The organism is Streptomyces sp. NPDC093085, from assembly GCF_040683935.1.
Taxonomy (GTDB): domain Bacteria; phylum Actinomycetota; class Actinomycetes; order Streptomycetales; family Streptomycetaceae; genus Streptomyces.
Map to the genome: position 1 here is coordinate 61,164 of NZ_JBFBFB010000008.1, position 14,253 is coordinate 75,416.

Genomic DNA, 14,253 nt, shown 5'->3' on the forward strand with positions numbered 1-14,253 from the left:
TCTCTGTGTGCACGCTGTCACGGACGGTACGTTCGTGCCTGCCGGGGCCACCTGGCAGGCACCAACGTACGGCCGCACCAGGAGAGGGCTCGGCATGACGTCGTCTCGGGCAGTGTCCCGGTCAGTACCCAACCTCGCCTTCCGCCGGCTGCGCGGGCAGCGCTCGCCGGGGGAGTTCGCCGCCGCCGTGCGCCGGGCCGCGCGGGAGATCGGGGAGCATGTCGCGTGCGACGCGCGGTACGTGGGGCGGGTGGAGGCCGGTGAGATCCGCTGCCCCAACTACGCGTACGAACGGGTCTTCCTGCATATGTTCCCCGGCCTGACACTGCGGGACCTGGGGTTCTCGGCGCGCGAGGACGTACGGGGGCGGGCGGCCCGGGTCACCTCCCAGCGCCGCCCCTCCCCCGCCGCCGCCGGCCCTGCCGCCGCCCCGTCGAGCGCCGCCCCGTCGAGCGCCGTTCCATCGGGCGCCGTTCCGTCGGGCCCTGTTCCATCGAAGGCTGTTCCGTCGGGCGAGACCAGCACGACCAGTACAACCAGCGAGGAGAGCGACGTGCTGCGTCGCGCATTCATCACGAGCGGCCCCGCCACGGTGATGGCCGCCTCCCTCGGCCTCGGCGGCACCTCCGCCGCCGCCGCCTCCGCCGCCATCCCCGCCCCCCGGCGGGTCGGCGAGACCGAGGTGCACGCCGTCGAGGAGGCCGTACGGCGGATCCGGCTGCTGGACGACCGGCACGGCGCCGACGGGCTCTACCGGAGCGCCGCCCAGCCGCTGCGCGCCGCGTACTCCCTGCTCGACGCCGGTACGACGACCCGGCGCTCCACCGCCGAGCGGCTCTACGCGGGCGCGGGCGAGCTGTCGATCTCGGTGGGGTGGCTCGCCCATGACTCGGGGCGCTTCGACGCGGCGCGCTCGCATTACGCGGAGGCGCTGGCCACGGCGCGTATCGCGGGCGATCCGGCGCTGGAGGCGCACGCGTTCTGCAATACGTCGTTCCTGGCCAGGGACGCGGGCCAGTACCGGGAGGCGGTACGGGCCGCGCAGGCGGGGCGGCGGGCGGCGGCCCGGCTCTCCTCGCCCCGGCTGCTCTCGCTGCTGGCGCTGCGGGAGGCGGGCGGACGGGCCCGGCTCGGCGACCGTACGGGGTGCGCGCAGGCGCTCTCGCAGGCGCACGGCTACTTCGACCGGGGGCCCTCGGACGCCGACCCGGAGTGGATGTCGTTCTTCGGGGAGCCCGAACTGGAGGCGAACGAGGCGCTCTGCCACGCGGCGCTGGGCGACTGGGCGCGGGCCGCCCGCCACGCGTACCGCGCCGCCGCGCTCCAGCAGCCGCACTTCGCCCGCAACCTCGCCCTCTACCGCGCCGAACTCGCCGCCGACCTGGCCCGCTCGGGAGCCCCGGACGAGGCGGCGGCGGCCGGGCACCAGGTCCTCGACCTGCTGGAGGACGTCCAGTCGTCCCGGATCCACACGGCGCTGGCCGGGACGGTACGGGTGCTGCTGCCGCAGCGGCGGCTGCCGGAGGTCGGCGCGTTCCTGGAACGGCACGCGTCGGTGAACGCGCGGGCGTGAGCGCCGGAGTGTCCCGGCGGAAACGCGCCGGCCTCAGCCCGTCAGGTCAGCCCGTCAGGTGGGCCGTGTCGTTCCAGACCTGGATCGCCGGCATGTCGTACGCCCAGCCCAGGACCGACAGCGAGGTCGGGTCCAGCCGGATCCGGGCCGCGAAGGCGATGTCCTCGCCCAGCCAGCGCGCCCCGATCGCGCGCAGGATGTGGCCGTGCGCGAAGACCAGGACGTCCCGGTCGGCCGAGCGCGCCCAGGCGACGACCTCGTCCGCGCGGGCGGCGACCTGCTCCAGGGTCTCGCCGTCCGGCACCCCGTCGCGCCAGATCAGCCAGTCGGGGCGGCCTGCCTTGATCTCCGCGGGGGTCAGCCCCTCGTACGCCCCGTAGTCGAACTCCATCAGCGCGTCCCACGGTTCGGCCCGCTCACCGAACCCGGCCAGCGCGCAGGTCTCGCTCGCGCGGAGCAGCGGGCTGGTGCGTACGGCCACGTCCGGCAGCCCGGCCCAGGGCTCGTGGTGCAGGCGTTCGCCGAGCAGCTTGGCGCCCCTGCGGCCCTCTTCGAGCAGGGGTATGTCCGTACGGCCCGTGTGTTGTCCGGACAGCGACCAGGCGGTCTGGCCGTGCCGGGCGAGCAGGATGCGCGGTGCCATGGGGAAGCTCCCTGAAGTTCATGTCGGTGCCGCTCCATCATCGCGTACCTGAACGAACGGGGACGTCCAGGGGGCAACCTCGCGACGCTCCGCAGCGTCCCCCTCTGCGTTGGCGTGATCGCACACGATTCCGGGGTACACCCGACCGAATTCGCCGATCGCTTACGCCGTACGGTTGAACGTCGGCCGAAAGCTGCATGAAAACATGATGGAGACCGCCCGGATGCCGTATCCCGCCAGCGCACCTGCCGCACCCGTCAGCGCAGCGGCGGGGAACCGCCCCGCCGACCCCACGGACCCCAGCGGTCCCGATGGTCCCGGTGGCCCCGAGGGTCCCACGGGGCGCGTGCGACTGCCCCGCTGGTGGACGGAAGTGGCGCTGCTGGCCGTGCTCTACGGTCTCTATTCGGCCGGGCGGCTGCTGGCGCGCGGCGATGTGTCGACGGCGGTCGACCACGGTCTCGCGATCCTCCGTGTCGAACAGGCGCTCTTCCTCAATGCCGAGCACCCCCTCAACCGCCTCTTCACCAGCACCCCCGCGATCGGGATACCCGCCGACTTCCTGTACGCCTCGCTCCACTACCTGGTGACCCCGGCGGTCCTGGTCTGGCTCTTCCGCCGCCGCCCCGCGCACTATCTGGCCGCGCGGACCTGGCTGCTGCTCTCCTCGATGCTCGGCATGGCCGGCTTCACGCTGCTGCCGACCTGCCCGCCCCGGCTGCTGGACGCCAGTTACGGCTTTGTCGACACGATGGCCCAGTACAGCGCGTACGGCTGGTGGGGCAACGAGGCGAGCGCGCCGCGCGGGCTCGGCGGGATGACCAACCAGTACGCGGCGATGCCCAGCCTCCATGTGGGGTGGGCGCTCTGGTGCGGGGTGCTGCTGTGGAAGCACGCGCGCACCCCGCTGGTGCGGTGGCTGGGCGTGGCGTATCCGCTGCTCACCACGGTGATCGTGATGGGCACGGCGAACCACTACTTCCTGGACGCGGTCGCGGGCGCCGCGGTGATGGTCGCGGGGGCGCTGCTGACCCGCCCGGCGCGGCGCGCGGTGGAGCGGGCCGCGGCGCTGGTACGGGCGCGGGCGGCGGCCCGGCCGACGGACTCCGCCCCGATTGTCAGTGGCGGATGCGAGACTTCGGCGGGTGAGCGATTCCCTGGGCAGCGGACCCGCGACAGTGCCGGTACGTCCGCCGCGAACAACTCTCCGGCAGCGCCTCGCTGAGCTGCGCGGACCCACCGTCGCGCCGCATCCGCTGGACGCCCGCGCGCTGGCCGCCCTCGCGGCCAACCCCGGCTGCCGGCGCCGGGCGCTGCTCGACGGCGCGGGCGTCGACAAGGCGGCGCTGGCGACGGCGCTGGGCTCGCCCGCGCCGTTCGGGCAGTCGCAGTTCGCCTTCATGCGCGGCAACGCCTTCGAGGCCAAGGTCAAGGCGGACGGGGGCGCGGAGCTGATCCGGCTGGTCGCCGAGCGGCTGGGCGGGGGCGCGCCGCCCGCGCCGGGCGAGGTGCTCGTCCCCGACCTGGCGGCGGCGGGGCCCGAGGGACGCGTGGCCCGTACGGCGCTGGCGCTGCGCGAGGCGACGGCGGCGGGCGCGTGGGCGCTGCTGGACCATCCGCTGCTGGCCCTGGAGGTCGCGGGGTCCTCGGCGTATCTGGAGCCGGACGCGGTGGTGGTCCGTCCCGACGGGCGGTGGACGGTCGTGGAGATCAAGTCCTTCCCGATGATCGACGGCGCGGCGGACGCGGCGAAGGTGGGCGCGGCGGCCCGGCAGTCGGCGGTGTACGCGCTGGCGCTGGAGGCGGTGGCGGGGCGTACCGAGGGCGCGGAGGTGGCCGACCGGGTGCTGCTGGTCTGCCCGAAGGACTTCTCCAACCTGCCGGCCGCTTCCGTCGTGGACGTGCGCAAGCAGCTCTCGGTGACGCGCCGCCAGCTCGCCCGGCTGACCAGGATCGAGGAGATCGCCGACGCGCTCCCGGAGTCCGTGACCTTCGATGTCGGGCGGTGCTCGGGCGCGGAGCTGACGAGCGCGGTGGAGGCGGTGCGGGCGGCGTACGCGCCGGAGTGCCTGGCCGCCTGCGAGCTGGCCTTCCACTGCCGCTCGGCGGCGCGCGCCGAGGGCGCGGTGGAGACGCTGGGCCGGGGGGTACGGGGCGATCTGGGCGGCCTGACCACGGTGGGCGCGGTGCTGGCGGCGGCGCGCGGGGAGGCGGGCGACCCGGCGGACCCGGCGGTCGCCACCCTCCGCCGCGCCGCGGCGCTGCGCGCCCAGGCCCTGGCGGAGGGCGCGCGACGGGCGCCGGGCTCCGAGGGGCGGGGTTCCGAGGCGCGGGCCTCCGAGGGGCGGGCCCCCAAGGGGCCGGGCTCCGAGGGGCCGGGCCCGGCCCGCGAGGCGGCGGCCCCCGAGGGGCGGGGCCCAGCCCCCGAGGCGGCGGCCCCGGAGGTGGCTTCCTCATGTCGCTGATCACCACCCTGGCGCGGCTGGAGGCGACCGAGAGCGGCCGGGCCCAGCCGTTGACGACCGTGGCGCACCGCAGGATCACGGACCGGCCGCTCGTGCTCGTCCCGCTGACCACGGCGGGCGAGGCGGGCGCGCCGCTCGGGGCGCTGGTCGGGACGGACCGGGCGGCGCCCCGGCTGCTGACGGTGGCGCAGCCGCGCGACCGGGATCTGCGCTTCGCGTTCCTCGCCGAGCTGGCGGAGGCGGTGCTGCCGTATCTGGACGGGTACGCGGACGTGGTCGAGCCGGCCGAGCGGAGCGAGACGGACCCGGAGAGCGGGAAGCGGGTCAAGGTCGAGACCGAACTCTGCGTGGACGCACCGCAGTTGATCGTGCCGAACCGGCCGGGTGTCGACTTCGTACGGCTGCTGGGCCGGTCGATGCGGTTCCGGCGTACGGCGGAGGACGACCCGGACGCGCCGTACCCCGCGCCGCCGCGCGTGCCGCTGCTCGGCCGCTGGCTGACGCATTACGGCGAGCGTGCCCGCGTCCCCGGTTCTTCGCTGCTGCTCGCGGCGACGGATCTGCTGGGCCGCCACTGGGCGACCGGCCAGTCCACCCTGGAGGACCAGCATCTGGGCGCGCTGCTCGCCTGGATCGACCCGCCGGAGGGGGCGCGGGGCGCGGAGGCGGCGTACCGGGCGGAGCTGGCCCGGGACGGGGAGGGGCAGTTGGTCTGCCCGCCGGCCGGGCCCGCGACCGATCCGGCGTTCGACAACCGGCTGCTGGCCCCCGCGATCGAGGCGTACGACCGGGCGCGGAGCGCGCACGCGGCGGCGGAGGACGGCGCGGACGCGGAGGCCGAACTGGCCCGGCTGAGCTCGGCGGAGCGGCGGATCCGGGAGCTGCTGGGCTCCGTGCTGCGGCCGACCTGGGACGCGGTCTGGCGGAGCCTGGACCTGCTGCGGGAGCTGCCGGAGGGGGAGCGGGTGGCGGAGCGCTGGACGGGCGACCGCTGGTCGTTCACCGGCCACCGCGACCGGGTGCGCGCCGGGGAGCCGCCCCAGCCGCGCCGGGACGACGCGGTGACGGCGGCCCGGAAACTCGCCGCGCGGGAGACCGCCCAGGGCCGGCTGGAGGCCCAGGAGGCGCTGGACGACCCGCTGGTGCTGGCGGGGCGGCGGCTGACCGGGGAGGCGTTCCTCGCGGAGGTGACGGAGGTGGAGATGGCGTACAGCGAGAGCAAGCGCCCGAGCCCCCGCCCCCTGATCACGCTCCGCACGGAGGACCGCCCGCAGCTCGGGGCGGGGGTGAAGGCGTACCGCTCCCTGGAGGGCCGCCCGCAGACGGCGGAGTTCGTACGGTACGAGGCCGAGGCGGCGCCCGGCGCGGGGGACGGGGCCGGGTCCGGCGGGGCCAGCGGGGCCGGGTCCGGCGCGGGGGACGGCCCGGGAGCGGAATCGGCGGCCACCGCCACGACCACCCTCCTCACCCTCCGCCTGACGGACCGCATGGGCAGATCCAAGGAGCCGGCCCCCGGTTCCGTACCGGCCAAGGGCGACCGGATCGCCTGGACGCTCTTCGAACACGACCAGCGGGGCGGCCCCAAGCTCCCCGACCCGGAGCAGACCCCCTGGACCCACGGCGGCCCGCCGGCGGACCAGCACCCGGCCCTGGACGGCGCCCTCCCGGCCCCGGACCCCCTGACAGAGGACGACTTCCTGTGAAGCAGCCCCCCGCCCTGGACCCGGGCGCCGCCGCGACCCGGGCCACCGACGCGATCCTGCGCGACACGCTGCACGGGACGCACCGCGGTGTCGTCGTGGACTCCCCGCCCGGCGCGGGCAAGTCGACGCTGGTCGTACGGGCCGCGCTGGAACTGGCCGCGGCCGGGCGCTCCCTGATGGTGGTGGCGCAGACCAACGCGCAGGTGGACGACCTGGTCGTACGGCTCGCCGAGAAGGAACCCGAGCTTCCGGTCGGCCGGCTGCACAGCAACGACCCGGCCCCGTACGACCCGGTGCTGGACGGCCTGGAGAACGTACGGAAGTCCGCGAAGGCGGCCGATCTGGCCGGCCTGGACATCGTCATCTCCACGGCGGCGAAGTGGGCGCACGTCCAGAACGTGGAGCCCTGGGGGCACGCCATCGTCGACGAGGCGTACCAGATGCGTTCGGACGCGCTGCTCGCCGTGGCGGGGCTCTTCGAACGCGCCCTGTTCGTCGGGGACCCGGGGCAGCTCGACCCGTTCAGCGTGGTGGGCGCGGAGCAGTGGGCGGGGCTCTCGTACGACCCGTCGGCGAGCGCCGTCTCCACGCTCCTGGCGCACAACCCGGAGCTGCCCCAGCACCGGCTGCCGGTCTCCTGGCGGCTCCCGGCTTCGGCGGCGCCGCTGGTGTCGCGGGCGTTCTACCCGTACACGCCGTTCCGCAGCGGTACGGACCACGGTGACCGGCGGCTGGCGTTCGGCGTCCCGTCCGACGGCTCGGGCCCCGACCGGGTGCTGGACGAGGCAGCCGCGTCCGGCTGGGGGCTGCTGGAGCTCCCCGCGCGGCGTACGCCCCGTACCGACCCGGAGGCGGTGGCGGCGGTGGCCCAGGTGGTCCGCAGGCTGCTGGACCGGGGCGCGGCGGCGACCAGTGAACGGGCCGAGGGTCCGGTGCCGGTGACGGCGGACCGGGTCGCGGTCGGCACGGCCCACCGCGACCAGGCGGCGGCGGTCCGGGCGGCGCTCGCGGAGGTGGGGGTGACGGGCGTCGCGGTGGACACGGCCAACCGCCTCCAGGGCCGGGAGTTCGATGTCACGGTCGTCCTCCACCCCCTCTCGGGCCGCCCCGACGCCACCGCCTTCCACCTGGAGACCGGCCGCCTCTGCGTCCTGGCCTCCCGCCACCGCCACGCCTGCGTTGTCGTCTGCCGCGCGGGCGTGACGGACCTCCTGGACGAACACCCGTCCACGGAGCCGGTCCAGCTGGGCGTCACGATCAAATTCCCCGATGGCTGGGAGGCGAACCACTCGGTCCTGGCCCACCTCTCCGAACACCGGGTCGCCTGGCACCCCTGAGCGCAGGGCGTCCCTGAGGGCAGGGCGCGCCTGAGGACAGGGCGCGCCTGAGCGCGGGGCGCCCTGAGGGAGCCGTGTCTACCGCACCAGGCAGGGCCTCTTGTTGTCGAACGTCCAGTCGGGGATGAGGTAGCGCATCCCGGCCGCGTCGTCGCGCGCGCCGAGTGCCTGCTCCCGGTAGAGCTCGTGGGCGGCGAGGAGGCGGTCGGTGTCGAGCCGGACGCCCAGGCCGGGGGCGCGGGGCAGGGCTATCTCGCCGCCGACGATGCGCGGCGGTTCGACGGTGAGGCGCTCCAGGCCCTCCTGCCAGATCCAGTGCGTGTCCAGGGCGTTGTACTCGCCGGGGGCCGCGGCCCCGCAGTGGGCCACCATGGCGAGGGAGATGTCGAAGTGGTTGTTCGAGTGGCATCCCCAGGTCAGGCCCATGGCGTTGCAGAGCTGGGCGACCCGCACGGAGCCCCGCATGGTCCAGAAGTGCGGGTCGGCCAGCGGGATGGAGATCGACTGGAGGGCCAGGGCGTGGGCCATCTGGCGCCAGTCGGTGGCGATCATATTGGTGGCGGTGGGGAGCCCGGTGGCGCGCCGGAACTCGGCCAGGATCTCGCGGCCCGAGTAGCCGTCCTCGGCTCCGCACGGGTCCTCGGCGTAGGCGAGGGTGCCCACCAGGGGCCGGCACAGGTCGACCGCCTCGCGCAGCGACCAGGCGCCGTTGGGGTCGAGGGTGATCCGCGCGTCGGGGAAGCGTTCCTTGAGGCTCCGGACCGCCTTGACCTCCTCGGCGCCGTCCAGGACCCCGCCCTTCAGCTTGAAGTCCCGGAAGCCGTAGAGGTCGTACGTGGCCTCGGCCTGGCGGACGATCGCCTCAGGGGTCAGCGCCTCCTCGTGCCGGACGCGGTACCAGTCGGCGGTGGCGTCGGGTTCGCGTACGTACGGCAGGTCGGTGCGGTCCGGGTCGCCCACGTAGAAGAGGTAGCCGAGGACCCGTACCGAGTCGCGCTGCTGTCCGTCGCCGAGCAGGGCGGCCACCGGTACGTCGAGGTGCTGTCCGAGGAGGTCGAGGAGGGCCGACTCGACGGCGGTGACGGCGTGCACGGTGGTCCGCAGGTCGAAGGTCTGGAGCCCCCGGCCGCCGGAGTCGCGGTCGGCGAACCGGTCGCCGATCTCGCGCAGGACGCGCTGGTAGTCGCCGAGCCGGGCCCCGACCACCAGGGACTCGGCGTCCCGCAGCGTCCGGGTGATCGCCTCCCCGCCCGGCACCTCGCCGAGCCCGGTCCGGCCCTCCGAGTCGGTCAGGACGACCACGTTCCGGGTGAAGTACGGGCCATGGGCGCCGGAGAGGTTCAGCTCCATCGAGTCCCGTCCCGCGACGGGGTAGACGGAGAATGCGGTGACGGTCGGCTGGCTTCCGCTGGTCATCGGGGCTCCTTGGGTCGGAGAAGGGCTGCGTCGTCAGATGCTTCGGATACCGAGGACAGACGCGTCAGACGCCGAGGACAGACGCGTCAGACGCCGAGGGCGGACGCATCAGACGCTGAGGGCGGATGCATCAGACGCTGAGGGCGGACGCATCAGACGCTGAGGGCGGATACATCAGATGCTGAGGGCGGATACATCAGATGCTGAGGGCGTCGAGCGTCCACTCGACGGCGAGGACACCGCCCAGCCCGAGGACCGCGAGCACGGTGGTGTACGTGGTCCTGGCCTTGATCGCGTCGAGGACCGACAGGTTGAAGTACTCCTTGAACATCCAGAACCCGGGGTCGTTGACATGGCTGAAGGCGATGGAGCCGCAGGAGACGGCGAGCACCATGAGCTCCGGGTGGACACCGCTGCCCGCGACGAGCGGCGCCACGACACCGGCGGCCGTGACGACGGCCACCGTCGCGGAGCCGAGGGCGATCCGGAGGATGACCGCGATCAGCCAGGCGAGGACGATCGGCGAGATGTCCCAGCCCTCCGTGGCGTCCTTGATGTAGTCGGCGATGCCGCCCTCGACGAGGACCCCCTTGTACGCGCCGCCCGCGCCGATGACCAGCAGGATCATGGCCATGGACTTCGCCGCCGAGACGCACGAGGCGCTCACCTCGTCCAGGCCGCGGCCGATCCGGGGGCCGAAGACCCACATGGCCAGGCAGAGGGTGAGCAGGAGGGCGACGGGTGCGGAGCCGATGAAGTCGACGGCGTGCAGGACCGGGCTGTCCTGGTCGGAGACGGCCATGTCGGCCACGGCGGCGCCCGCGATCAGGACGACCGGGACGAGGGCGACGAAGAGGGACCAGGCCATGCCGGGCATCTCGTCCTCTTCGAAGACCCGCTCGGTGACCAGGCCCGTGGGGATCGAGGGGTTCATCTTCCTGACGAACGGAAGGCGCGGCCAGACCAGGGCGATCAGGGCGCCGAACGGCACGGCGAAGAAGAGGCCGTAGAGCAGGGTGTGGCCGACCGAGGCGTCGAAGGTGGCGGCGACCGCGGTGGGGCCGGGATGGGGCGGCAGGAAGCTGTGCATCGTGGAGAGGGCGATCGACATCGGGAGGCCCACCCAGAGCAGGTTCTTGCCGGTGACCCGGACGATGGTGAACGCGACGGGCACGATGATGACGAAGGCGACCTCGTAGAACATGGTCACGCCGATGAGCATGGCGGTCACGACCATGGCGACCTGCACGTACCGCAGGCCGAAGGAGTCGATGAGCCGGTTGGCTATGCGCTGGGCGGCGCCCGAGTCGCCCATGACTCGGCCGAGCATGGCGCCGAGTCCGACGACGAGCATGGTGTCGCCGATCTGGCCGCCGACGCCCTTGCCCAGGACGTCCGCGATATCGGCGGCGGGTATCCCCTGGACCAGCGCGACCCCGACGGCGACCAGGAGCAGGGCGATGAAGCCGTTGAGTTTCAGTCTGGTCATGAGGATCAGCAGGATCAGTACGCTGATTCCGACGACGACAAGTGGCATGGATCAGTTCCCCTTTGAACTGTGCGCGAATGCAAGCCCCTGGTACGGCGTGATGCCGCCGGGCGTCGTACGACCGTGACGTCCGGTCACCCTGTGACCGTGGTCGGCGCGTGACCGTGGTCGGCGCGTGACCGTCGTCAGCACCTGACCGTGGTCAGCGCACGGCCCCCACCAGGGCCAGCCCGGTGTCCAGCACCTGCTCCAGTACGGCGAGGTCCGCCGGCCCCGGGTCGGTCAGCGGTGCGCGTACGGGTCCCACCGCCCGGCCGCGCAGCCGCGCCGCGGCCTTGACGAGGGAGACCGCGTATCCCGGCACCCGGTCGCGCAGCTCGACCAGCGGCACGTAGAAGTCGCGCAGCAGCCTGTCGGTCGTGGCGTGGTCGCCGTTCCGGAAAGCGGTGAAGAAGGTGTTGGCGATCTCGGGGGCGAAGGCGTGGACCGCCGAGGAGTACGCGGGCACCCCGACCGCCGCGTAGGCGCGGGCCTGGATCTCGGCGGTGGCGGCCCCGTTGAAGAAGAGCAGGTGGTCGGGGGCGGCGAGGGTGAGGCGCCGCAGGCGGTCCAGGTCGCTGTGGCCGTCCTTGAGGCCGATGACGGTGGGGATCTCCGCGATGCGGCGGAGGCTGTCGGCGGTGAAGGCCACCTGGTCGCGCTGGTAGACGATGAGGGGCAGCCCGGTCCCCGCCGCGACCCGGCGGACCTGCTCGACCAGGCCGTCCTGCGGGGCCTTCAGCAGGTAGTGAGGAAGGACCAGCGCGGCGTCCGCCCCGGCCTCCTCCGCGATCCGCGCGAACCGTACGGCCTGCGCCCAGCCGTAGCCGATACCGGCGACGACCGGCAGCCGCCCGCCGGTCGCCTCGTCGGCCGCCGCGTCGGCCGCCTCGACCGACGCGGTGACGACCTGCCGGTACTCGTCCTCGTCCAGCGCGCTGAACTCGCCCGTACCGCAGGCGGGGAAGAGCGCGCCGGGCCCGGTGTCGAGCTGGGCCGCCAGATAGGCGCGATACGCATCCAGATCAAGAGCACCGTCGCCCGAGAAACTGGTGAGGGGGAAGGACAGCACGCCGCGCGCCATGCCGTCCCGGAGCCGCTGTGCCACTTCCTGTGCCCGTGCCTGCGCCGGTACTTGTTCCCGCGCCTGCGCCGGTGCCGGTGCCGCCGTGTTCAGCTCCATGAACTTCTCTCCATGTATATGGATTCGAGTTACATATGGGGATGGAGGGTAAAGCGGGCCACACCGCTGGTCAATGGCCCTGCCGGGTGCCCTCCTCATGCACCGCCGTCGTCCAGGCACGGGCCTGCTCGGTGAGCGTGATGCCGAGGCCCGGCCGCGACGAGACATGCATCCGCCCGTCGGCGATGTGCAGCCGCTCGTTGAAGAGGGGTTCCAGCCAGTCGAAGTGCTCCACCCACGGCTCGTGCGGATAGGCCGCGGCGAGGTGCAGATGGATCTCCATGGCGAAGTGCGGCGCGAGGTCGAGGTGGCGCTGTTCGGCGAGGGCGGCCAGCCGGAGGAACTGGGTGATCCCGCCGATCCGAGGCGCGTCCGGCTGAATGATGTCCACGGCGTCCTGCCGCAGCAGTTCCTCGTGCTCGGCCACGCTGGCGAGCATCTCGCCCGTCGCCACAGGGGTGTCGAGCGCGGCGGCGAGCGCGGCGTGGCCGCGGGCGTCGTACGCGTCGAGGGGTTCCTCGATCCAGGTGAGGCCGTACTCCTCCAGGGCGCGCCCCATGCGCTGGGCGGTGGCCCTGTCCCACTGCTGATTGGCGTCGACCATGAGCGGCACGTCGTCGCCGAGGTGCTCGCGTACGGCGGTCAGCCGGCGCAGGTCGGCCTTGCTGTCGGGCCGGCCCACCTTGATCTTGATGCCGCCGATACCGGCGGCGAGGGAGGCGGTGGCGTTCTCCAGGAGCTGTTCGGTCGGGGTGTGCAGAAAGCCCCCGGAGGTGTTGTAGCAGCGTACGGAGTCGCGGTGGGCGCCCAGCAGCTTGGCGAGGGGAAGCCCGGCGCGCTTGGCCTTGAGGTCCCAGAGCGCGATGTCGAAGGCGGCGATCGCCTGGGTGGAGAGCCCACTGCGGCCGACCGACGCGCCCGCCCAGACCAGCTTCGTCCAGATCCGCGCGATGTCGCTCGGGTCCTCGCCGATCAGGGCGGGGGCGATCTCCTTGGCGTGCGCGAACTGCCCCGGCCCGCCGGCCCGCTTGGAATAACTGAACCCGATCCCTTCCCGCCCCTGTTCCGTGCCGACCTCGGCAAAGAGAAAAACAACTTCGGTCATGGCCTTCTGCCGCCCGGTGAGCACCTTGGCGTCACTGACCGGAGTGGCCAGCGGAAGGGTGACCGAGGAGAGCCGGAGCCACGAGATCCGGTCCAGGGTCGCCTCACCCTGCTGCGCGGTATGCGGGGTCACGTTGCGCGTACTCACCACTGAAGCTCCGATGCCGTTGATGGTCCGATGCCCTCGATGGGAGGAGCGGCGCCTCCGTCCCGGGAGCCCGCCGCGCGGCCCGGAAGATCAATCCCGCCCGGCCGTTGCCTTCGAAGCTAAGCCGCCGGAAGATTCCCGTCTAACACCAAATTTGGATGCGTTGATACCTGGGGAGCATCGTTGTTCACACTGACGCAACTGACGAGTTTCCTGGCCGTCGCGGAGGAGCTGCACTTCACGCGGGCCGCCCAGCGGCTCCGGATGACGCAGCCCCCGCTGAGCCGGCAGATCCGGCAGTTGGAGAACGACCTCGGGGTGCGGCTCCTGAACCGTACGAACAAGTCGGTCCAACTGACCCCCGCGGGCCGCGCGTTCCTGATCGAGGCGCGCGGCATCCTGCGCCAGTCCGAGCATGCCGCGCTCGCCGTACGGCAGGTCTCGACGGGCGAGGCGGGCACCATCACCATCGGTTTCACCGCGGTCGGCGCCTACTCCGCCCTCGGCGACATCCTCCGCACGGCCCGCGCGGCGGTGCCCCGGGCGGAGATCGTCCTGCGCGAGATGGTCACCCGCGACCAGTTGGCCGCGCTCGCCAACAACACCCTGGACCTGGGCCTGGTCCGCCCCTCGGCGACCGCCCCGGACATGCTCTCCCGGCCGGCGGTACGAGAGACCCTGCTGGCCGCCCTCCCCACGAACCACCCCCTGACCACCCGCCCCGGCCCCCTGCGCGTCACCGACTTCGAGGGCCAGGAGCTCCTGATGTACTCCCCCACCGAGGCCCGCTACTTCCACGAACTGCTCATCACCATCTTCCGCACCGCCCGCGTCACCCCCGTCTACTCCCAGTACCTGAGCCAGGTCCACAGCATCCTGGCCCTGGTCAACTGCGGCCTGGGCATAGCCCTGGTGCCCGAGGCGGCGGCCCAACTCCGCTACGCCGACATCGTCTTCAAACCCATCACCCTCCCCGCCCCCGAACCCGTGGAACTGGACCTGGTCTGGCGCGGAACCAACGACAACCCGTCCCTCCGCACCCTCCTCCACCACCTGCCGGCCCGCCCCTGAACCGGGACCGCCGAGATCGTCTACCCCACAACACGCATATCGGCGATGTGCCATGGACCAGGCTCCCCAGCCCGCCCTACCG

11 protein-coding genes are annotated in these 14,253 nt (G+C 73.3%); 6 read left to right on the top strand and 5 right to left on the bottom strand.

Features of this window, described 5'->3' with window-relative positions; translation table 11 throughout:
• Window positions 1-94: 94 nt before the first annotated feature.
• Window positions 95-1,573, top strand: a complete 1,479-nt coding sequence (locus tag AB0O07_RS22370) for a tetratricopeptide repeat protein (RefSeq protein ID WP_365635914.1) — start codon at window positions 95-97, stop codon at window positions 1,571-1,573.
• A gap of 46 nt (window positions 1,574-1,619) precedes the next feature.
• Here the strand turns inward: AB0O07_RS22370 and AB0O07_RS22375 are convergent, their stop codons facing one another.
• Complete coding sequence (locus tag AB0O07_RS22375; RefSeq protein ID WP_365635916.1) at window positions 1,620-2,216, bottom strand: histidine phosphatase family protein; 597 nt, start codon at window positions 2,214-2,216, stop codon at window positions 1,620-1,622.
• Between the two features lie 346 nt (window positions 2,217-2,562).
• On the opposite strand from AB0O07_RS22375, the gene AB0O07_RS22380 reads away from it, so the two are divergent.
• From AB0O07_RS22380 to AB0O07_RS22395, 4 genes are read left to right on the top strand one after another with little or no spacing between them, the layout of a single operon-like run.
• Window positions 2,563-3,441, top strand: a complete 879-nt coding sequence (locus AB0O07_RS22380) for a phosphatase PAP2 family protein (protein ID WP_365635918.1) — start codon at window positions 2,563-2,565, stop codon at window positions 3,439-3,441.
• Window positions 3,362-4,681, top strand: a complete 1,320-nt coding sequence (locus AB0O07_RS22385; protein WP_365635920.1) for a hypothetical protein — start codon at window positions 3,362-3,364, stop codon at window positions 4,679-4,681. Before AB0O07_RS22380 ends, AB0O07_RS22385 begins: the two co-directional genes overlap by 80 nt.
• Window positions 4,672-6,384, top strand: a complete 1,713-nt coding sequence (locus tag AB0O07_RS22390; protein ID WP_365635921.1) for a hypothetical protein — start codon at window positions 4,672-4,674, stop codon at window positions 6,382-6,384. The genes AB0O07_RS22385 and AB0O07_RS22390 overlap by 10 nt, the downstream gene beginning before the upstream one ends.
• A complete protein-coding gene (locus AB0O07_RS22395; protein ID WP_365635922.1) occupies window positions 6,381-7,721 on the top strand; it encodes an AAA domain-containing protein in 1,341 nt (446 codons plus the stop codon). Before AB0O07_RS22390 ends, AB0O07_RS22395 begins: the two co-directional genes overlap by 4 nt.
• A 78-nt stretch (window positions 7,722-7,799) precedes the next feature.
• Here AB0O07_RS22395 and AB0O07_RS22400 read toward each other — a convergent pair whose 3' ends face one another.
• From AB0O07_RS22400 to AB0O07_RS22415, 4 genes are all read right to left on the bottom strand, one after another.
• Entirely contained in the window at window positions 7,800-9,137 is a 1,338-nt protein-coding gene (locus AB0O07_RS22400; protein WP_365635924.1) for an enolase C-terminal domain-like protein, read from the bottom strand.
• A 196-nt stretch (window positions 9,138-9,333) separates the two neighbouring features.
• The gene (locus tag AB0O07_RS22405; RefSeq protein WP_365635926.1) at window positions 9,334-10,674 is read right to left on the bottom strand and encodes a gluconate:H+ symporter; all 1,341 of its coding nucleotides are present in this window, start codon (window positions 10,672-10,674) and stop codon (window positions 9,334-9,336) included.
• Window positions 10,675-10,828: 154 nt separating this feature from the next.
• Window positions 10,829-11,848, bottom strand: a complete 1,020-nt coding sequence (locus AB0O07_RS22410) for a 5-dehydro-4-deoxyglucarate dehydratase (protein WP_365635928.1) — start codon at window positions 11,846-11,848, stop codon at window positions 10,829-10,831.
• Window positions 11,849-11,918: 70 nt separating this feature from the next.
• Window positions 11,919-13,103 carry a mandelate racemase/muconate lactonizing enzyme family protein gene (locus AB0O07_RS22415; RefSeq protein ID WP_365635929.1) on the bottom strand — a complete coding sequence of 395 codons (1,185 nt, stop codon included), beginning with the start codon at window positions 13,101-13,103 and terminating at the stop codon, window positions 11,919-11,921.
• A 180-nt stretch (window positions 13,104-13,283) separates the two neighbouring features.
• Between AB0O07_RS22415 and AB0O07_RS22420 the strand changes: the two genes are divergently transcribed.
• The gene (locus AB0O07_RS22420) at window positions 13,284-14,171 is read left to right on the top strand and encodes a LysR substrate-binding domain-containing protein (RefSeq protein ID WP_365635931.1); all 888 of its coding nucleotides are present in this window, start codon (window positions 13,284-13,286) and stop codon (window positions 14,169-14,171) included.
• Window positions 14,172-14,253: the final 82 nt, after the last annotated feature.

Coding starts and splice junctions, on each gene's coding strand:
- AB0O07_RS22370 (WP_365635914.1), top strand. CDS start 95: ATGACGTCGTCTCGGGCAGTGTCCCGGTCAGTACCCAACCTCGCCTTC.
- AB0O07_RS22375 (WP_365635916.1), bottom strand. CDS start 2,216: ATGGCACCGCGCATCCTGCTCGCCCGGCACGGCCAGACCGCCTGGTCG.
- AB0O07_RS22390 (WP_365635921.1), top strand. CDS start 4,672: ATGTCGCTGATCACCACCCTGGCGCGGCTGGAGGCGACCGAGAGCGGC.
- AB0O07_RS22400 (WP_365635924.1), bottom strand. CDS start 9,137: ATGACCAGCGGAAGCCAGCCGACCGTCACCGCATTCTCCGTCTACCCC.
- AB0O07_RS22405 (WP_365635926.1), bottom strand. CDS start 10,674: ATGCCACTTGTCGTCGTCGGAATCAGCGTACTGATCCTGCTGATCCTC.
- AB0O07_RS22410 (WP_365635928.1), bottom strand. CDS start 11,848: ATGGAGCTGAACACGGCGGCACCGGCACCGGCGCAGGCGCGGGAACAA.